Origin of the sequence: Roseovarius salis, from assembly GCF_044472985.1 — a bacterium.
Classification (GTDB): domain Bacteria; phylum Pseudomonadota; class Alphaproteobacteria; order Rhodobacterales; family Rhodobacteraceae; genus Roseovarius; species Roseovarius salis.
This window is the reverse complement of record NZ_JBISDG010000022.1, coordinates 20557-39138: the sequence shown is the minus strand read 5'-3', so window position 1 is coordinate 39138 and position 18582 is coordinate 20557. Positions and strand designations below refer to the sequence as shown.

At 66.2% G+C, this 18582-nt stretch carries 15 protein-coding genes; 6 read left to right on the top strand and 9 right to left on the bottom strand.

Going from position 1 to position 18582, the window contains the following annotated elements; all coding sequences use genetic code 11:
- Window positions 1–56 precede the first annotated feature (56 nt).
- On the bottom strand, window positions 57–632 hold the full coding sequence (locus ACH13J_RS10865; RefSeq protein ID WP_397543352.1) for a Hint domain-containing protein: 576 nt from the start codon (window positions 630–632) through the stop codon (window positions 57–59).
- Between the two features lie 284 nt (window positions 633–916).
- Here ACH13J_RS10865 and ACH13J_RS10860 point away from each other — a divergent pair, with 284 nt between their 5' ends.
- Complete coding sequence (locus ACH13J_RS10860; RefSeq protein WP_397543351.1) at window positions 917–2146, top strand: acyl-CoA dehydrogenase family protein; 1230 nt, start codon at window positions 917–919, stop codon at window positions 2144–2146.
- 7 nt (window positions 2147–2153) lie between these two features.
- On the opposite strand, the gene ACH13J_RS10855 is transcribed toward ACH13J_RS10860, so the two are convergent.
- The 6 genes from ACH13J_RS10855 to ACH13J_RS10830 are packed head-to-tail and all read right to left on the bottom strand — an operon-like array spanning window position 2154 to window position 8333.
- The gene (locus ACH13J_RS10855; RefSeq protein WP_397543350.1) at window positions 2154–3842 is read right to left on the bottom strand and encodes a thiamine pyrophosphate-dependent enzyme; all 1689 of its coding nucleotides are present in this window, start codon (window positions 3840–3842) and stop codon (window positions 2154–2156) included.
- Window positions 3843–3866: 24 nt separating this feature from the next.
- Window positions 3867–4670, bottom strand: coding sequence for an alpha/beta fold hydrolase (locus tag ACH13J_RS10850; RefSeq protein WP_397543349.1), 804 nt, complete (start codon window positions 4668–4670; stop codon window positions 3867–3869).
- Window positions 4671–5267, bottom strand: coding sequence for an amino acid synthesis family protein (locus tag ACH13J_RS10845; protein ID WP_397543348.1), 597 nt, complete (start codon window positions 5265–5267; stop codon window positions 4671–4673).
- Complete coding sequence (locus ACH13J_RS10840; protein ID WP_397543347.1) at window positions 5257–6315, bottom strand: LLM class flavin-dependent oxidoreductase; 1059 nt, start codon at window positions 6313–6315, stop codon at window positions 5257–5259. Before ACH13J_RS10840 ends, ACH13J_RS10845 begins: the two co-directional genes overlap by 11 nt.
- A 14-nt stretch (window positions 6316–6329) precedes the next feature.
- Entirely contained in the window at window positions 6330–7799 is a 1470-nt protein-coding gene (locus tag ACH13J_RS10835) for an aldehyde dehydrogenase (protein ID WP_397543378.1), read from the bottom strand.
- Window positions 7800–7814: 15 nt separating this feature from the next.
- On the bottom strand, window positions 7815–8333 hold the full coding sequence (locus tag ACH13J_RS10830) for a flavin reductase (RefSeq protein WP_397543346.1): 519 nt from the start codon (window positions 8331–8333) through the stop codon (window positions 7815–7817).
- Window positions 8334–8455: 122 nt separating this feature from the next.
- On the opposite strand from ACH13J_RS10830, the gene ACH13J_RS10825 reads away from it, so the two are divergent.
- The 5 genes from ACH13J_RS10825 to ACH13J_RS10805 all read left to right on the top strand — a co-directional run bounded on the left by ACH13J_RS10825 (window position 8456) and on the right by ACH13J_RS10805 (window position 15250).
- Window positions 8456–9343 (top strand): LysR family transcriptional regulator, encoded by an 888-nt coding sequence (locus ACH13J_RS10825; protein WP_397543345.1) that lies wholly within the window; start codon window positions 8456–8458, stop codon window positions 9341–9343.
- A 330-nt stretch (window positions 9344–9673) separates the two neighbouring features.
- Window positions 9674–10624: an ABC transporter substrate-binding protein gene (locus ACH13J_RS10820; RefSeq protein WP_397543344.1), complete on the top strand. Its 951-nt coding sequence runs from the start codon at window positions 9674–9676 to the stop codon at window positions 10622–10624.
- A gap of 80 nt (window positions 10625–10704) precedes the next feature.
- Window positions 10705–11754 carry a betaine/proline/choline family ABC transporter ATP-binding protein gene (locus ACH13J_RS10815; RefSeq protein ID WP_397543343.1) on the top strand — a complete coding sequence of 350 codons (1050 nt, stop codon included), beginning with the start codon at window positions 10705–10707 and terminating at the stop codon, window positions 11752–11754.
- Window positions 11747–13339, top strand: a complete 1593-nt coding sequence (locus tag ACH13J_RS10810) for an ABC transporter permease subunit (protein ID WP_397543342.1) — start codon at window positions 11747–11749, stop codon at window positions 13337–13339. The genes ACH13J_RS10815 and ACH13J_RS10810 overlap by 8 nt, the downstream gene beginning before the upstream one ends.
- A gap of 462 nt (window positions 13340–13801) precedes the next feature.
- Window positions 13802–15250, top strand: a complete 1449-nt coding sequence (locus tag ACH13J_RS10805; RefSeq protein WP_397543341.1) for a mannose-1-phosphate guanylyltransferase/mannose-6-phosphate isomerase — start codon at window positions 13802–13804, stop codon at window positions 15248–15250.
- Between the two features lie 145 nt (window positions 15251–15395).
- Here ACH13J_RS10805 and ACH13J_RS10800 read toward each other — a convergent pair whose 3' ends face one another.
- Entirely contained in the window at window positions 15396–16937 is a 1542-nt protein-coding gene (locus ACH13J_RS10800; RefSeq protein ID WP_397543340.1) for a CmcI family methyltransferase, read from the bottom strand.
- Between the two features lie 9 nt (window positions 16938–16946).
- A complete protein-coding gene (locus ACH13J_RS10795; protein WP_397543339.1) occupies window positions 16947–18155 on the bottom strand; it encodes a methyltransferase domain-containing protein in 1209 nt (402 codons plus the stop codon).
- Window positions 18156–18582: the final 427 nt, after the last annotated feature.

Sequence of the window (18582 nt, the reverse complement as noted above, 5' to 3'; positions counted from 1 at the left end):
TCCGCCACTGCCCTACACCCTGCGCCGTGTCCCCGCAATCACGGCCCGAGGATCGGTCAGGCCGACAGGACGTGTTGCCACGCCTGCGCCGACAACAGCATGCGCGCCGGCGCCTGGACTGCGGTCCGGGGCTCTGCGCGCAGTTGCGGATACAGGCTCAGCACATCCTCGGGGCCGGCAGCATGCAGCGTTCGCGCAACCGATTCGCTGAGGCGGAAGCTTTCGGTCCAGGTATTCTCCGAAAGGATCACCTCGTGCTGCTCCAGCAGAAGGTGGACGTAGCTCACCGCGGTGCCAAGCCATCCGATGCCCGGCCGGTCGGTCAGCGCGCTGGCCTCGACCAGCGCCTCCGGCTCGCCCAGCCCCCGCAGCAAGCGGCGATCCGTCACGAGGAAACGGTGCCCCGGCGATACCACCATGTCCCGATCCGGCCGGTCGTTTCCCAGCGCGCCGGCGCGCACGAGCACGGGACTTTCCGAAGGGGTGACGGCCCGGGCCGGCCGGATGCCCCGCCAGACCAGAGGGCGAAACCCCCTGTCACGTGTCAGCAGACGGTCGCCGGGACGCAGCGCCTCGACCCGCCGCTTGCCCTGCAGCGTTGTCACGAGCGTTCCGGGCGTGAAACAGGTCACGGCATGCTGCGGGTCTGGTGCCGGATCCTGCGCGGCCGATGCCGGGCGCGGTCTTGCGCGTGACGCTGTCAACGATGTCCGTTTGCCCGAAAGCAGTTCAACCTGCATGCAGCCACCTTTTCCCACCGCCCGGGCCGCGCCCCGGCACAATTGCGGAAACTGGTCTTGGTTTGTGACATGAATTGGGGCAAACGGGGGTGACGCGTTGACAATCTGGCGACAGTCTTGCGGAAAACAGGAATGATTGTGCCCGTTCCGGTGCACACAGCGGCGGAGAGCAGCGAATGGATTTCTCTATAAGGCCGGAAAAGCGGGCTCTTCTGAAGCGCGTGGCCGACATGGTCCGCGACGAGATCGCGCCGCGCGAAGCCGAGTACCAGGCCGAGATCGGCAAGGGCGACCGCTGGGCCTATACCGACCGGCAAGCCGAGATCCTGGAGGGGCTCAAGGCCCGCGCCAAGGCCGCCGGCCTGTGGAATTTCTGGCTGACCGACAGCGACCGAGGCCCGGGCCTGAGCACCGTCGAATATGCCTATTTCGCCGAGGAGATGGGCAAGACCCCGATGGGCGCCGAGGTGTTCAACTGCAACGCCCCCGACACCGGCAACATGGAGGTTTTCGAACGCTACGGCTCGCCCGAAATGAAAGACCGCTGGCTCACGCCCCTCCTCGAAGGCGAGATCCGCAGCGCCTACCTGATGACCGAACCGCAGGTCGCCAGTTCCGACGCCACGAATATCGCCATGTCCTGCGTGCGCGACGGCGACTCCTACGTGCTCAACGGCGAGAAATGGTGGGCCACCGGCGCGGGCGATCCGCGCTGCGCGGTCTATATCGTGATGGTCAAGACCGGCGACGACGACCTGCCCAAGCACCAGCGTCATTCCATGATCGTCGTGCCCGCCGACACGCCCGGCATCGAGAAACTCCGCCCGATGGAGGTCTACGGCCACGATGACGCGCCCCACGGCCACATGCATTTCCGCTTTACAGACGTGCGCGTTCCGACACAGAACCTCATCCTCGGCGAGGGGCGCGGTTTCGAGATCGCGCAGGGCCGCCTCGGGCCCGGCCGTATCCATCACTGCATGCGCGCCATCGGCCAGGCCGAGACGGCGCTGGAACTGATGTGCCGCCGCGGTCTCGAACGAGAGGCCTTCGGCAAGCCGCTGGTCCAGCTCGGCGCCAATTACGACATCATCGCCGAGGCCCGCATGGAGATCGAACAGGCCCGCCTGCTCTGCCTAAAGGCCGCCTGGATGATGGACCAGGGCGACGCCCGCGCCGCCGCGCCGTGGATTTCCCAGATCAAGGTCGTCGCGCCACGCGTGGCCCTGAAGGTGGTCGACGAGGCCGTGCAAATGTTCGGTGGACAGGGCATCAGCCAGGACACGCCCCTGGCGGCGATGTGGACACATCTGCGCACGCTGCGCCTTGCCGACGGCCCGGACGCCGTGCACCGCCGCCAGGTGGCCAGGGCCGAACTGTCCAGGCACACCCGGCATAAGGTCTGACCGGCCCCTACCCCCCTCGGTGCTTGAAGCTGTCCCGGCGGAAGGAATAGAGCGCCGCGGGGTCCACCTCGGTGTCGATCACGGCAGGCCGGCCACACTGCAGCGCATCCTCGATGGCCTGCGCCATCTCGTCCAGCGTTGCCGCGCGGTATCCCTTGGCCCCGTAGAGCTCTGCCAGCTTGTCGAAAGGCGGGCTGGAGATATCGGCGCCGATGTAACGCTGGCCGAAGAAATCGCGCTGGTACGCCTTTTCAGCACCCCAGCAGCGATTGTTCATCACCACGGTGACCGTGTTGATGCCGTAATCGACGGCCGTCGACAGTTCCGACACGGTCATGCCGAAGCCACCGTCGCCCATCAGGCTGACCACGGGGCGCTCGGGCGCGGCCAGCTTCACCCCAAGCCCGCAGGCAAAGGAAAAGCCCACCAGCCCGAAATCGAGCGGGGTGAACAGGCTTTTGGGGTGGTGGTAATTCAGCGCGTCCGTGGCCTGCAGGCAAAGCGTGCCGGCATCCATCGTCACCGCCGCGTCGGCGGGCAGCACGTCGCGAAGGGTCTTGAACAGCCCCGAGGGCTGGATCGGAACCGACCCCGTATCGGCCTCCGCGTCGCGCTTCGCGAGGAACGCCGCGCGCTCGGTCCGGAAGCTCTCGGTCCAGGCCGCCGCCAGCCGCCGGTCGTTGATGCCCTCGATCGCGTCGCGCAACTGCCCAGCCACAGTCGGGGCATCGCCCATGATCCCCATCTCGACCGGGAAGTAGCGGCCGATCGCGGTGGGCTCCATCTCGACCTGGATGATCCCGGCGTCGCGGTTGATGTTGTCGTAGCTGTAGAACGTGGCGTTGAAGCCAAGCCGCGTGCCGAGCGCGAGGATCACGTCGGCCTCCCTGACCAGCCGCGAGGCCACGGCGTTGCCGCGCGGGCCCATCTGGCCGGCGTTGAGCGGATGGCCGAACGGCACGGCATCGCCATGGCCCGGGGAGGTCACGACAGGGCAGCCCACCGCCTCGGCCAGCGCGAGGCAGTGCTCGGCCCCGCCGGTGTTCTTTATCCCGCCGCCCGCGACGATGACCGGCCGCGCCGCGCCGGCCAGCAGCTTGGCCGCATCCGCCACGGCCCCCGCCGCCCCGCCCGGGGCGGCCACCGGACGGTATTGGCCGGGTCCCTGGAAGGCAGGGAAGTCAGCCTCGGCGGACAACACGTCGCGCGGCAGGTTGAGCTGCACCGGACCGCGCCGTGGCGCCATGGCCTCGCGGAACGCCTCGCGCATCATTTCCGGCACCCGGTCGGCGCCCGTGGCGGTCCATGTCTTCTTGGTCACGGGCTTGAACAGCGCCTGCTGGTCCACCTCCTGGAAAGCATCGCGGTAGAGATGGCCGGTCGCCAGCGCCCCGGCGAGGCTCACCACCGGGGCATAGGCGGCCTTGGCCTGCGCCAGCCCGGTGACAAGGTTCGTGGCGCCCGGCCCGTTCTGCCCCGCCAGCACCACGCCCGCCTGCCCGCTCATCCGGGCGAACCCATCGGCCATGTGCGTGCCGGTGCGTTCATCGTGCACGCCGACGAACCGGATGCCCTCCGCATCGTGAAGGGCGTCGAACATCTCCATCGTGGCCGAGCCGATCAGGCCGAAGACATGGGATACCCCCTCTGCCTCCAGCGCCTTCACCGCCGCCTGTCCGCCTGTCAGTGTCGTCATGTCGCGTCTTCCCGTTCGTGTCAGTCAGTTTCGGTCGAGCACCCGGCCGAGGAAATCCTCCAGCGGTGCAGAAAACAGGTCGGGCCGCTCGATCAGCCCCAGGTGCTGCAGCTCCGGCACGATCACCACGTCGGCCTCTCCGATCTCCTTGGCGATGGCCCAACTCATCGCCGGGGTCGAGCCGCTGTCGTTCTGGCAGGTCATCACGAGGGCGGGCTTGGTGATCGGCGGGTCGGGGCGGATGAGCTCGGTCACCCCCTCGGCCAGCACCTGACGGTGCGCGGCGTAGCAGCCGGTCTCGTTGGCCAGGACCGTATCGCGCACCTGCTGAACCGTCTCGGGGTGATCGTGGCGGAACCGCTCGGTGAACCAGCGCGCCAGCGTGGTGTCGATGGTCGCCGCCGGACCGCCGGCACCGGTGTCGCGGGCGCGCTGTTCCACCAGCTTCTGCTGCTCCTCCTCGCGTTCGTGCGGCGAATTGAGGATCGCCAGCGCGGACACCCGCCCGGGATCGTCCATCGCGACCCGACGGTTGATCATGCCGCCCAGGGAGAACCCCGCCAGCGCGGCCCTGTCCAGCCCAAGCTCGTCCATGAGCGCGACAAGCTGGCGGCCCAGCATGCGCAGGCTTACCGCCTCGTCCGGCGCGGCCGTCTGGCCATGCCCCGGCAGGTCGTAGCTGAGAACCCGGTAGCGCCGCGCCAGAACCGGCGCGATATGCCCCCATGTCACCTCGCGCGTCAGACCCAGCCCGTGGATGAGCACCACCGCCGGCGCCCCGTCCGGCCCGGCGAGATCATAGGCAGTGCCGTTGCCGCTGACCGGCATCTAGACCCCCGCGGGATTGTCGGCGTCGCGGCCCATCTCGCGCAGGTCGGCATAGCGGTCGCCGATCCTGTGATTGGGGTGGCCGCCGATCGAAGCGCCGAGCGCGATCGCCACCTCGTCAGGGCCCGGCGCGTCGGGGATATTGAGGTGTATCGTCTGGTAGTGCGACCGCTTGCCCGGGTCATCCTTGTGCATCAGGGGGATCATGATCGGCTGGCCGGCCACGCCCTTGCAGTTGGTGAAGGCGAGATAGCTCTTGGCGTCGACCGCCTCGCGCAGCTGGTTGCCGAACCACAGCGAGTGCGTCAGCGCCTGCGCATGCTCCGCCTCTCCGCCCATGCCCACCACGGATGCCTTGCCGCAGCCTTCGAGCGCATCGCCGGTCACCTCCAGCAGCATGTCCGTGAGCAGCTTGCCGATCTCGGGGCAGATGTCGCGCACCTCGGGGCTGAGATCCTCGACATGGCCACGTCCGAACCACGGGTTGCGGATCACGGCGATGGCGGCGACCAGTTTCGTCGGTTCGGCGACCTCCTTCCAGCCTTCCTTGTAGGTGGTCTGCACCTGCAACAGCGTGCGCCTGATCTCAGCCGGCATGGACAAGCTCCTTTTCCGCGAATTCCGGCATCACCTTCTCGATGAAGAGCCGCAGCGAGCGTTTCTGCTGCTCCATGTCCATGCCCATGGAAGCGTAGTAGACGAACGCGTCCGCGCCCACGGCCTCGTGCCGCTTCAGTTTCTCCGTCACCTGCTCTGGGGTGCCGAACATGAGGTTTTCCTCCAGCATCCCGGGGTCCACCCGGGCGTTTCCATCCAGCTCCTCCAGCGGCACCTGCTCGGGGAAGCCATTGATGACCTCGCCTTTCTTCATCATCAGGTTGCCGAACTGTCCCAGCACGTGACGCACCGACGACAGCGCCGCCTGCCGATCGGCCTCGGTCTCGTAAAGCGCGGTGTGGCGCATGACCGCCCAGGTGCCATTGAACGGTTTGCCCGCCTTTTCCACCGACTCGTCAAGCCGCCGGCGATAGGTTTCGACCTCGGAAATCGGCATGGTGAGCGGCCAGCTGAGGATGTTGCATTCGTTCTCCACCGCGTAGTCGAAGGTGATCGGCGCCCGCGCGGCCACCCAGACGGGCACCTCGTCCTGAACGGGCTTGGGGCAGGACGTGGCGGCCGGAAACTGCCAGTAGTCGCCGTCATGGGCATAATCGCCCTGCCACAGCTTCTGCACCACTGGCAGCGCCTCCTGCATGTACCGCCAGCTGTCACGCTGATCCAACCCGGGCTTCATCCGGTCGAATTCACGTTGGTACGCGCCCGACCCTATGCCGAACTCCAGCCGCCCGTCGCTGAGCACGTCGAGCAGCGCCGCCTCGCCGGCGAGGTTGATGGGGTGCCAGTAAGCAGCGTTGACCACGCCGACCCCCAGCCGGATGTTCCTGGTATGCTCGCCCCACCATGTCAGGATCTGGAAAGGATTGGGCGCGATGGTCATTTCGAGCGCGTGATGCTCTGCAGCCCACGCGATCTCGAACCCCGCCGCGTCGGCCATCTGCACCATTTCGAGCGTGTGATCCCGCACCGCGCGAATGTCGGTGTCGGGGCTCATCCGCTCCAGGTTGATCGCAAGATGAAACTTCATGGGCTCTCTCCTCCTCATCTCGGCTGGAACGGGTTGGCGATCGGATTCTCCGACATGTTCATCCAAACCGTCTTGGGCCGCGTGTAGTCGTAAACCGCCTGAAAGCCGCTTTCGCGCCCGTATCCCGAGGTCTTCATGCCGCCGAATTCCGCCACGGGCGAGATCACGCGGTAGGTGTTGACCCAGACGATGCCGGCGCGCACGGCGCGGCTCATCCGCAGGGCGCGGGCATTGTCGCGGGTGAAGATCCCGGCCGCCAGACCATGCTCGGTGTCGTTGGCAAGGCGCAGCGCCTCGTCCTCGGTCCGGAACCGCAGCACGCACAGCACCGGACCGAACAGCTCGGTATCCACGATCTTCAGATCGGGCGACGGGCAGTCGATGACCGTGGGCTGAAAGAACATCTCGCCCGCCCCGGCGCGTGCGCCACCGCATACCACGCGCGCGCCATCCGCCACCGCGCCGGCGATCTCGCTCTCGATGGTCTCGAGCTGCCCGCGGGTGCACAACGGCCCCATTTCCGTGTCCTCGGCCATCGGGTCACCGATGCGTATGCCGCCCGCGATGGTTTTCATCTTCTCGATGAAGGCATCGGCGATATCGTCATGCACGATCAGGCGCGAGCCTGCCACGCAACTCTGCCCCGAAGCACCGAATATGCCCGCGACCGAACCGTTGACGGCGCTTTCGATATCGGCGTCATCGAATACGATGAAGGGCGACTTGCCGCCCAGTTCGAGGCTGACCTCGGCGAAGTTGCGCGCCGAGTTCATCACCACGTGCCGCGCCGCCACCGGGCCGCCGGTAAAGCTTACGCGGGCGACGAGCGGGTGGCTTGTCAATTCCTTGCCGCAAGGATCACCGTGGCCGGTGACGATGTTGACAACCCCGTCGGGGATGCCCGCCTCGGCGATCAGCCTGCCGAATTCGAGGATCACTGCCGGGGCGTGTTCCGACGTCTTGAGCACCACGGAGTTGCCGGCCGCCAGCGCCGGGCCGATCTTGACGGCGGTCAGGAACAACTGGCTGTTCCAGGGGACAACGGCGGCGATCACGCCCAGCGGCTCGCGCTCGGTGAACACGAACATGTCGGGCTTGTCGATCGGAAGGGTATCACCCGCGATCTTGTCGGCCGCACCGGCGTAGAAATGGAAAAACTCGGCAATGTATTTCGCCTGCCATCGGGTTTCCCGAAAGAGCTTGCCCGAGTCGCGCGTCTCGATCTCGCCCAGCGTCTCGGACCGTGCGGCCAGCAAATCACCCAGCCGGCGCAGGCAGTGGCCCCGCTGCGTGGGTGTCATAGCCGCCCAGGGCCCCTCGTGGCATGCAGCATGGGCCGTGCGCACGGCGCGGTCGATATCCTCGGCCGTCGCTTCGGGCACGGTGGCCCAGGTTTCGCCGGTGGCAGGGTTGACCGTGCCGAACGTGCCGCCGTCCGAGGCCTCTACCCATTCTCCCCCGATCAGCATCCGGTAGCTCTGCATCATGCCTGGTCTCCCTCAGCCGGCCGCGGCAGTCTGCGGCACGACGCGGTGATAGGCGCCATCGCGGTAGGCCAGCGGCGGCACGCGGCCATCGAGCACCTCGCGTACATGCCCCACCATGATCAGGTGACTGCCCGAGCGCACCGCCTGTTGCAGACCGCAGCAAAACGCCGTCGCCCCGTCGATCAACGGCGCCTGCCCGCCCGGCGCGAAGGTCTTGATACCCGCGAACCGATCTGCCACCCGGTCATCATGGCGGCCCGCGAAGCGATCGGCGATTTCCGCTGAATCCTCCGGCAGCACGTTCACGCAGAACCTGCTGTTTTCCTGAACGAAATGTGCGATGCGGCTCTCGGCGTTCAGGCATACCAGCACCGTCGGCGGATCGGCCGAGACCGAGGAGAACGCGCTCACGGTCGCGCCCGCGCGGCCTGCCGGGCCGTCCGTCGTCACCACCGTCACCGAGGCCGCGACGCGGCGCATGGCGGCGATGAAATCGTCGCGCTGCACCAGTTCTGGCATCTTGCGAAACATTGCGAACCTCCTGCGAGTCATGAACCTGTCGACGCCCTCCAGACGTGCCACAAAAGAACAATTCTTGAAAATGAAATAATTTGCCGTATAAATTCGACATATCCGAATTTTGGAGCCGCCGTATGAATCTAACCTCCCTGCAGACCTTCATTGCCATCGTCGAGACCGGCAACCTCGTGCGGGCCTCCCAGCAGCTGCACGTCACCCAATCCACCGTCACGGCGCGGCTCAAGGCGCTGGAAGACGAGCTCGGCCAGCAACTGCTCAACCGCCACAAATCCGGCACCACGCTCACGCCCGCGGGCAGCAAGCTCTTGCGCTACGCCCGCGTGATGACGGGCCTCTGGCGTCAGGCCAAGTACGAGACGGCCCTGCCCGACGGGCTCAGCTCGGTCTGCACCTTCGGCTGTGATCGTGAACTGTGGCACGGGCCCGGCCGCGCTTTCTTCAACGGGGTCGTGTCAGGACATCCCGAGATGGCGGTTTCGGTGATGCAGGGCGGCGCGCGCGAGCTGGAGACATGGCTGGTCGAGGGCATGGTCGACGTGATCCTGACCTACGACGCGACCCTGAGAGGCAACCAGACGGTCTACGAACTGCCGCCGGAGGACCTCGCGCTGTTCTCGGACCGGGCAGACACGCCGATCGACGGCGACCCGCTCTACATATTCGTCGATCACGGCCCCGACTATCGCCGCGAGCATGACGAGGTCTATCATGACGCCGGCGTGGCGCGGATCAGCTTCGACAGCTCGTGGTGGGCGCTGCAATGCATGCTGGACCGCGGCGGGTCGGCCTACCTGCCGCGGGCGCTGGCACAGCCCTATGTCCGTGACGGCCGGCTGTACGAGCTCGAGTCGGCGCCGGTTTTCACCCGCAAGAAGCACGTGATCGTCAACGATGCCGCCGCCCGCAACTGGCCGTGGTTCGAGCCGCTGGTCGGACACCTCAGGGCGCGGTCGGCCGACTGGCTCCAGCGCCCCGGCCACAGCTTCACGATTCCCGGGTAGCCGCCGCGCCGCGGAGCCGCCCCCCTTTTCGGGATGACCGAAAACAGGCTTCCGAAATATCGAAAACAGTGAAGAAAAAATGAAAAAGATTTCACTTTTCAAAATTTTTTTGCTCTGAAACACTTGCTGATGCTTGCCACGTCGTGCGGGGGCATGCTGCAGTATCTGCACTACGCGGACCGTCCAAGTGGTACTTGAAGCCTGTTCAGCGCGGGACATGGGACAAATTCGGGAACCAAGGAAACATCCACTGCCAGCCCGGGCGCAAGCGCTGCCAAAGGCGTGACATCATCCATCGAAAATGATGACCCAACACGGAGGAAATCCAACATGAAGAAACTGACAGCCCTTCTCGGCGGCACCGCCGCCGTAATCGCCGGGCCGGCAATGGCCGCCGACATCGTGATCGGCGTGCCGAACTGGGCCTCGGTCAACGCGACGGCGAACGTGCTGAAAGTCGCCATAGAGGACAATCTCGGGCTCGAGGTCGAGCTGCAGAGCGGCACCAACCCCATCGTGTTCGAGGCGATGGACAAGGGCTCGATGCACGTCCACCCCGAGGTCTGGATGCCCAACCAGCAGAACCTGCACGACACCTACGTGAAGGATCGCGGTACGGTCGTCATGAACAACAACCCGGTCCAAGCCGAGCAGGGCATGTGCGTACCCACCTATATCGCCGAGGAGTACGACATCACCTCGATCGACGATCTCACCGATCCCGAGAAGATGGAAATCTTCGACACCGATGGCGACGGCACACCGGAAGTCTGGATCGGCGCCCCGGGCTGGGCCTCTACCGTGGTGGAGAAGGTTCGGGCGAAATCCTACGGTTACGACCAGCTCTTTGAGCTGACAGAGTACGAGGAGACGATCGCCTACGCCAACCTCGACAACGCCACCAATGCCGGCGATCCGTGGATCGGGTTCTGCTACAGCCCGCATTACATCTTCGTCACCCAGGACCTAACGGTTCTCGACGAGCCGCCGCACGACCCCGAGACGTGGAACATCGTGCAGCCGACGGACGATCCGGACTGGCTGGAGAAGTCCGAGGCATCGACGGCATGGGATGGCGCAACGCTGCACCTGCATTACGCCAAGGAACTGCAGGAAAGCTATCCCACGGTCGCCAAGATGTTGGACAACTACCAGATGCAGGGCGCGGCGCTGAGCGCCATGGGCAAGGCGCTTGCGGTTGACAACATGGAAGCCGCCGAGTTCGCGCAGCAGTGGGTCGCCGAGAACGAGGATGTCGTTCTAGGCTGGCTGACCAATTGAGGCGTCCACGGTCAGCTTGACCGGGCTTTCAGGCCGCCGGGTACACCCCGGCGGCCTTTCACGATCACAAGGGGACAGTGATGAACGATACCGCCACAGAAACGGTCGTGGCCCTGAAGGATGTGTGGAAGATCTTCGGTGCGCGCGCACAGGAGGCGATGACAGCCGTCAAGAACGAGGGCATCGGAAAGCCCGAAGCGCTGGAACGCTTCGGCTGCGTCGTCGGCGTGCAGGGCGCCACCTTCGACGTGGCCCGCGGCGAGATCTTCTGCATCATGGGACTGTCGGGGTCAGGCAAGTCCACGCTGGTGCGCCACGTCAACCGGCTGATCGAACCGACGGCCGGCAATATCGAGATCCTGGGCCGCGACGTGGCCGCGATGAGCGAAGGCGAACTGCGCCGCGTCCGGTCGCAGCAGATCGGCATGGTGTTCCAGCACATGGCGCTCATGCCGCACCGTTCGGTGCGCGACAACGTGGCCTACCCTCTGGAAATCCGAAAAGTGTCGAAGTCCAAGCGCTGGGCGGTTTCCGACCACGCGCTCGGGCTTGTCGATCTCACAGGCTTCGAGGACCGTCTGCCCAAGGAACTCTCCGGCGGGATGCAGCAGCGCGTGGGCATCGCCAGGGCATTGGCGTCCGACCCCGAGATCCTGCTGATGGACGAGCCCTTCTCGGCCCTCGATCCGCTGATCCGGCTGCAATTGCAGGACCAGTTCAAGGCGCTGGTCGCGCAGCTCAAGAAAACCACGCTCTTCATCACCCACGACCTCGACGAGGCGATCCGCATCGGCCACCGTATCGCCATCATGAAGGACGGCGTGATCGTGCAGATCGGCACGCCCGAGGAAATCGTGATGAACCCGGCCGACGATTACGTGCGCGAGTTCGTGCAGGGGATCTCGAAACTCAAGCTCGTCAAGGCGCATTCGATCATGGAGCCGATGGAGAGCCATTCCGGCAGTCTCGATGGCGCACCGCGCGCGGACGAGGGCGCCGACCTCGACCAGCTGATCGACCTCGCGGTGGGCACCGACCAGCCGGTTGTCATCACCGAGGGGGGCGTTGACGTGGGAATCGTGACCAAGCCGCGCCTGCTGCGCGGCATCCAGGGGGGCAAGGATGACTGACCAGGCAACAGAAACGAAAGTCACCGCCGCCTCGGACGTCGAGGTGGACCGCGAGGCGCTCGACACCTCGATCCGGGAATTCGCCGAGACCAACGGTGACTACTACGTGCAGGCGTTCCACAAGATCCACGACGACACCGGGATCATACCCAAGACCTTCAATGTCTGGGCCGCGGTGCTGGGGCCCTTCTGGGCCGCGGCACGGTCCATCTGGGGCATGTTCTGGACCTTCCTGATCCTGGAGATCATCGCCTGGGTCCAGATCGGCCGCGGCCTGTGGGGCAATCCCGGCGCCGAGTTCGCCGAGCGCGCGGCAAAGCAGCAGGACCGCGCCGACGAGTTTCTCGACAGGGCCGCGGCTGCGCGCGAGGCCGGGGAGGATCCATCCCGTTTCGAGACGCTGGCCGAGAACATCTCCAAGGCGGCGCAGGACAGCCTTGCCAAGGCCGAGGCCGCGCAGGCCGAGGCGATGGGGATCATGCTGACGGGACTGGTGTTGCTGATCGTGTTCAAGGCGGTGCAGGGGCTTTACGCGAACCGTGTCTACGAGCGTCAGTACTCGCGCTGGCGCATCGACCCCGAACACACCGAAAGCGGGCTGTCGCGCAAGAACGCGGTGCTCGGGGCGGTTCTCGTCGCCGCGACGGCACCGCTCATAATCTACAAATTCACCGTCGACGCCTCGCTCGCGCTGCTCGACGAGTTTCCCGAAAAACCCCTCTCGGCGGTTTTTCTCGGCCCGGACGGCGGCACCCTGTTCTCGGCGGTGGCCACGTGGCTTGAAACGCGCATCGACAATGCCGCGCAGGCCGGCGGCGACGTCTTCGACGGGATCACGGCGGGGGTGCGCGGCGTGCTTGACGGGCTGACACTGGCGCTCAACGGGTCGCCCTGGCCCGTGGTGATGCTCGTGATTGCCGTCACCGCGTGGCGCGCGGCCGGACCGCGGGTGGCGATCTTCACCGTCGCCTCGATGGCATATATCGCGTTCCTTGGCTACTGGGCCGTGGCGATGGAAACCGTGGCGCTGGTGGGCGCGGCGGTGCTGATCTGCGTTGTTATCGGCATTCCGCTGGGAATCTGGTTCGGCAAGTCGCGCCGCGCCTATGCCGCGGCGGAGCCGGTGCTGGACCTGATGCAGACCCTGCCCGCCTTCGTCTACCTGATCCCGATCATCGCCTTCTTCGGCACCGGCAACCCACCCGGCATCCTGGCCACGATCATTTTCGGCATGCCCCCGGTGATCCGCCTGACGGCGCTCGGGATGCGCGGCGTGCCCGACAGCATCAAGGAGGCCGCCGTGGCGTTCGGCGCGTCGAAGTGGCAGCTTCTGAAAGACGTCGAGGTGCCGCTCGCCCTGCCCTCGATCATGACCGGGGTCAACCAGACCATCCTGATGTGCCTGTCGATGGTGGTGATCATCTCGCTGATCGGCGGCGGGGGGCTGGGCCAGGTCATCCTGGAGGCGCTGCAATACGCGGCCAAGGGTCCGGGCCTCCTTGGCGGCTTCGCGATTCTTTTCCTCGCCATGGTAATGGACCGGATCGTTCAGGGCGCCTTCCGCCGGGAGGACCAGAAGGACTGAGAACCGGCCGGCCCGGCATCCAGCCCGGGCCGGCCGCAGGGCCTTGGCCTTGTCCGGCAGCGTCAGGCACTTCGGCACGCAGGTACCGGGGAACCAATGGCCGGCCGCTACCGGCCCCCAACGAGGGCCACCCCTTACCGGTGACGGAGCCCGCCCCGATGCAGCTGCCCGCACGCCACGGCAAATGCAGTGCGAAACCGGACCAGAACCCCGGGCCGCGCGCGGTCCAGGGAGGGTCGCAGGTTCAGCGGCGGGTTCATGCGCTGTTCGGCGCGGACCCGTGGAACCGCGGGGCCCATCGGCGATATGGGCGACGTGCCGCCGGCGCGCGGCCCGAACGTGGCCGGCCCGCGCCTGACGGCCGCCCGCCGACGCGCTTGCAACCAGCGCGCCTGTCGGCTTAGTGTCGGCGCTGCGCACACATGACGTAAGGCTTGAACGGCAACACATTAAGGAATTTTCATGACGCAGCTTGTTCATCCCCTTTTGCTCTGCGGCGGCTCCGGCACGCGGCTCTGGCCGCTGTCGCGCAAGAGCCATCCCAAGCAGTTCACGCGGCTTCTGGGCGAGGAGAGCCTTTTCCAGGCCACGGCACGGCGGCTGGCAGAGCCCGGTTTCGCCCCTCCCACGGTGATCACCGCGGCCGATTTCCGCTTCGTCGTGACCGAGCAGCTGGCCGCCGCGGAGATCGCGCCGGAGGCGATCCTGATCGAGCCTGCGCCGCGCAACACCGCGCCGGCCGTGGGCGCCGCCGCGCTGGCGCTTGACGCGCACGCGCCCGGCGCGCTGATGCTGGTGGCCCCGTCCGACCACGTCATTCCCGATGCCGAGGCTTTCCGCGCCGCGGTGCGCGCCGCCGCGCCGGCCGCCGCCGAGGGGCAGATCGTCACTTTCGGCATCCGCCCTGACCGGGCGGAGACGGGCTATGGCTGGCTTGAACTCGCTGCGCCGCCCGACGCGGCCTTCACCCCCGCGCCTCAGCCGCTGACAGCCTTCGTCGAAAAGCCCGACGCCGACACGGCGCAAGCCATGCTCGAGGGCGGGCGGCACCTTTGGAACGCCGGGATATTCCTGTTCTCCACCACCACGATCCTCGAGGCGTTCGAGCACCACGCGCCCGACATGCTGGCGGGGCTGCGGGACGCCGTGAGCCAGTCCGAGCGCGACCTTGGCTTCACCCGGCTGGCGCCGGGGCCGTGGGCCGCGCTCGATGACATCTCGATCGACTACGCGGTGATGGAAAAGGCCGACAACCTCACCGCCGTGCCCTATGGCGGGGCTTGGTCGGACCTGGGCAGCTGGGAAGCCGTCTGGCGCGAGGGCGCGGGCGCGGCGGGCGGCAGCGTCACCTCCGGCCCGGCGCTGGCCATCGACTGCGACAACACGCTTTTGCGGGCAGAGGACGGCGACCAGCAGCTCGTGGGGCTTGGGCTCGACAACGTGGTGGCGGTGGCCATGCCCGATGCCGTTCTCGTGGCGCACAAGGACCGCGCGCAGGACGTCAAGCAGGTGGTGGAGACGCTGAAGGCGCGCGGCGTGGCCCAGGCCGAGACACTGCCGCGGGATTTCCGCCCGTGGGGGTGGTACGAAAGCCTCGTTTCCGGGCCGCGTTTCCAGGTCAAGCGGATCGTGGTGCATCCCGGGGCGGCGCTGTCGTTGCAAAGTCATCACCACCGGGCCGAACACTGGGTCGTGGTGGAAGGCACCGCGAAGGTGACAGTCGACGCCGATGTCAGGCTTGTGAGCGAGAACGAGTCGGTGTTCATCCCGCTCGGGGCGACGCACCGGCTGGAAAACCCCGGCAAGCTGCCTCTCACCCTGATCGAGGTGCAGACCGGCGCCTATCTCGGCGAGGATGACATCGTGCGGTATGAGGACGTCTATGCCCGCGGCGAAGGCGCGAAGGGCTGAAAGCGGCGCATCCCGGGGGCTGGGTATCAACTTTTGGCGGCGAGTGTCCCGCAACCGGTGCGCCCCCTGCTGGCATGGCGCGAAAAGGTCCGACGTGACGGGCTCAAGGGTTTGGCGCATGCCCGTCGCCGTGGGCGGCGCCGGGTCAGGTTCTGACCAGCCACGCATTCGGGCAGTACGTTAGATTATGGCCGAAAAAATCGCACAACTCGGTATCGATTTCATAGCGCGCCCCGCGGGATTGCAGAAAATCGCGCACGGCACGGTTCGGCCCGTCCCGGTATTTCCGGTACTGTTCGCCCGGCAAATCGGCAACAACACCGTCCTCGACCGCGACGTAGTCACCGGGCGCAAGCAGGGGATCGAAATATTCAAGCACGGCCGACGTGCTCTCGTACAGATGCGCGCTGTCCTCGGTCACCAGCCACGGATGCGCGGCGGCGGCGATCACGTCATGCGGAAAGGTCTCGGCCGGACGTGTGGCATCCGCCTCGAAGATAGAGACGCCGTCAATGTCGCCCACGGGCGGCGCGACGTCCATGGTCAGCACGTCACACTCCAGCCCGAGCGCGCGGCATTGATCGCGGAACCACAGCGCACTGCCGCCCTCTGAGGTTCCCACCTCGATGATGGTGCGCGGCCGCAGCCGCTCCAGCAGCTGCACGTAGATCACGAGGTCGAACGGATTCTTGGCAAGACGCCGGCCCTTGTAACGGGTCCGCAGCGAGCCCGCCTGTATACGCGACAGCGACTTCGGCGGCAGCCCGACACCAAAGGCCCGGCCGCGCACCGAATGCGCCTGTCGCGGCCGGCCGGGGGGCTGACCGGCAAAGCGTTTCGCAAGCGCGGGGTCAAGCGACCCGATGAACCGCGGCCGGTAACTCGGCTTGACAAAGGGCACGCCGAACAACGCCTTGTACTCGGCCTGCATGAGTCGCCGGTCCCGGTCACTGCCATTCGTCGCGGCCCCGCCGTGAACCTGGTGGAACGTGCCTTCGCCAAGAATGATCCACGGCTCGTCATCGTGAAGCTCGACCGCGCGCTTCCAGAAGTCGAGGTTCACGAAACCGCCGCCCGGCGCGCTGAAACGTTCGTCAAGACCGCCAAGCCGGTCCCACGAGGTCCGGTCGAGGAAAACGCCGTTCGATTCCGGTAGCGTGCCGAACCAGCCCTGGCTGGAGGACCCGGCCAGAACCGATTTCGAAAACAGTGCGTACCCGTCCTCGCGCCAGTTGACCGATGCCAGCAAAGCGTCCTCCGCCGACTGGTCGTAACCGTCCGGCACCGAGCGCATCTGGACGTCCGGCCCGAGATGAAACGCAAGCGACCCGATCACCTTGGTCGGGTCCGCCCGGTAAGCGCTCAGCGCCGCCGCGAGCAGCCCCGGCGAGGCCATCCGCGCCCCGTCGATGAACAGGCCGATCAACTGGCCGGCGGAGTCGTGCACGGCGGCGTTGATCGCGCGGGCCGGCGATGGAGAGGGCTCGTCGATCCGGATGACCCGCGTGTTCGGGGCGATCTCGCGCAGCGCATCGGCGCAGACGGGGCGGCGCGATCCGTTGTCGACGACGACGATCTCGTAATCCAGCCCCTCGCCCCCCCTCTGGTAACCGGGGCCGAGCGTGAACACCGTGCGCGGCAGTTCGCGATCCATGTTGTAGGCGCAGACGACGAGGCTGAGTTGCATGCGGCAGGCCTAGGCGGTTATCGCGTCGCGGATGTTGTCCGGCGTGGGCGCAACGGCCTCGGTCCGGGACAGCACCGCCTCCGGCGGCGGCGGGGTCTTGTCAAGCAACTGCCTGATCGCGGGGTTGTAATTGTTCCACAGCCGGCGATCCGACGGGTTGAGACGCGTTATCACGAGCAAGCCCGACGGCGCCGTGTCGAGCAGCGTCAGTTTCAGATCGGGCCGCTTCTGGCGGAGAAACGGCACGATGCGCCACACATCCCCGCACCAGACCCGCGTCTGCCGATCGCGGGCGGCCTGAAGCGGATGGTTGGGAAGCACGTCGTCCACGACAATGACACCGTCGTCGCTCATGTTCCTTTCAAGGTTCATGAAGTCGCGGCAGACAAACTCCACCAGATGCATCCCGTCGATGAAGGCCATGTCGACCGGCCGGTCGATCTGCTGCCTGGCGTGAAAGAAAAAGAAGTCATCGCTGGTACATGCGTAGAGCGACAGCGCCTCGGGCGCGTCCTCCACTGCCGGATCGGGATCAATCCCGATCATGCGGCAGTTGCAGACCCGCAGGCTGTTGCCACGCCGCACACCGATCTCAACGTACAGGGACGGGTCCTGCAGGGCGTGAAGCTCCCCCAGAACGTCGAGATACGGACGTTGGCCAGCCATTATCTCTGCGGCCGGATCCGGGTTCGGCGTGTTGCGCAATGGTACGGGCTTGGGCTCTGGCGGGGCCGTCAGAGGCTGCAAGCTCCCGTCTTTCTGGAAAACTCCCACCAGATCCCTCCACGGTCCGCGCTCATCCAGCCAGCAATGGACCAGACGCAACCCGGCCCAATCCGCGAGTGCCTGGAATGCGTCAGGATAGAAACGGTAACAATCCACGGGATACCGATGTATCGGTCCGGCGGAAGGAGCGTTCACGAAGGCAAGACCACCGGTCTTGAGCACGCGGGCGATTTCGGTGAAGACGCGCCAGAAATGGGCGCAATGTTCCAGCATTTGACCGGACATGACCACGTCAACCGAACTGTCCGGCAAGGGGATGTTGTAGGGATCTTCCAGAACCACATCCACCCCCGGCCCCGGCTCGAGGTCGAACCCCGTGTATTCCACCGTTTCGGGAAGCAGATGCCTGTAGGATCCGTTGACGTCGTACGATCCGAGGTCGATCACGCGCTGGTGCCCCTCCGGCAGGTACCAGTCGATGCATCTGCGCATGTTTTCCATCGAAGCCGGGTGCATCCCTCGCCCTCTTTTCGCGGGTTGAAGAACTGGAATTCTGAGCCGCTTTTGCGCCCCTTGTGACAGTGGCGGCGCGTCAGATCGCGCCGGGCCGTGCGGCGGCGTGGCCGACAGTCATGTCAAGCGCGAGGCGGAAACGCCGGCACAGAGATTGCAGCTAACGACCATCTACCAATCAGGCGTCGCGGATCTGTTCGCGACAAACGATCCCGGTGGCACCAATACCGCGCGCGGGCAAAGCGCGGTGCGCTTTTCCCGCGCCGCGAGCCATCTTTCAGGTGAAACGGCAGCCATCTGCCGTCTCTGTTGGATGCCTTCAGGCCGCAATTGCCCATCATCAGGGTTTCCGTCCAGCCACCGCTGACATGGAACGTGATGCTCTCCAGAAATTCATCCGACGATG

Bases quoted from the DNA above. Each gene is read 5' to 3' on its own strand.
- ACH13J_RS10860 (WP_397543351.1), top strand. From the start codon at position 917: ATGGATTTCTCTATAAGGCCGGAAAAGCGGGCTCTTCTGAAGCGCGTG.
- ACH13J_RS10855 (WP_397543350.1), bottom strand. From the start codon at position 3,842: ATGACGACACTGACAGGCGGACAGGCGGCGGTGAAGGCGCTGGAGGCA.
- ACH13J_RS10850 (WP_397543349.1), bottom strand. From the start codon at position 4,670: ATGCCGGTCAGCGGCAACGGCACTGCCTATGATCTCGCCGGGCCGGAC.
- ACH13J_RS10845 (WP_397543348.1), bottom strand. From the start codon at position 5,267: ATGCCGGCTGAGATCAGGCGCACGCTGTTGCAGGTGCAGACCACCTAC.
- ACH13J_RS10840 (WP_397543347.1), bottom strand. From the start codon at position 6,315: ATGAAGTTTCATCTTGCGATCAACCTGGAGCGGATGAGCCCCGACACC.
- ACH13J_RS10835 (WP_397543378.1), bottom strand. From the start codon at position 7,799: ATGCAGAGCTACCGGATGCTGATCGGGGGAGAATGGGTAGAGGCCTCG.
- ACH13J_RS10830 (WP_397543346.1), bottom strand. From the start codon at position 8,333: ATGTTTCGCAAGATGCCAGAACTGGTGCAGCGCGACGATTTCATCGCC.
- ACH13J_RS10825 (WP_397543345.1), top strand. From the start codon at position 8,456: ATGAATCTAACCTCCCTGCAGACCTTCATTGCCATCGTCGAGACCGGC.
- ACH13J_RS10820 (WP_397543344.1), top strand. From the start codon at position 9,674: ATGAAGAAACTGACAGCCCTTCTCGGCGGCACCGCCGCCGTAATCGCC.
- ACH13J_RS10815 (WP_397543343.1), top strand. From the start codon at position 10,705: ATGAACGATACCGCCACAGAAACGGTCGTGGCCCTGAAGGATGTGTGG.
- ACH13J_RS10810 (WP_397543342.1), top strand. From the start codon at position 11,747: ATGACTGACCAGGCAACAGAAACGAAAGTCACCGCCGCCTCGGACGTC.
- ACH13J_RS10805 (WP_397543341.1), top strand. From the start codon at position 13,802: ATGACGCAGCTTGTTCATCCCCTTTTGCTCTGCGGCGGCTCCGGCACG.
- ACH13J_RS10800 (WP_397543340.1), bottom strand. From the start codon at position 16,937: ATGCAACTCAGCCTCGTCGTCTGCGCCTACAACATGGATCGCGAACTG.
- ACH13J_RS10795 (WP_397543339.1), bottom strand. From the start codon at position 18,155: ATGCGCAGATGCATCGACTGGTACCTGCCGGAGGGGCACCAGCGCGTG.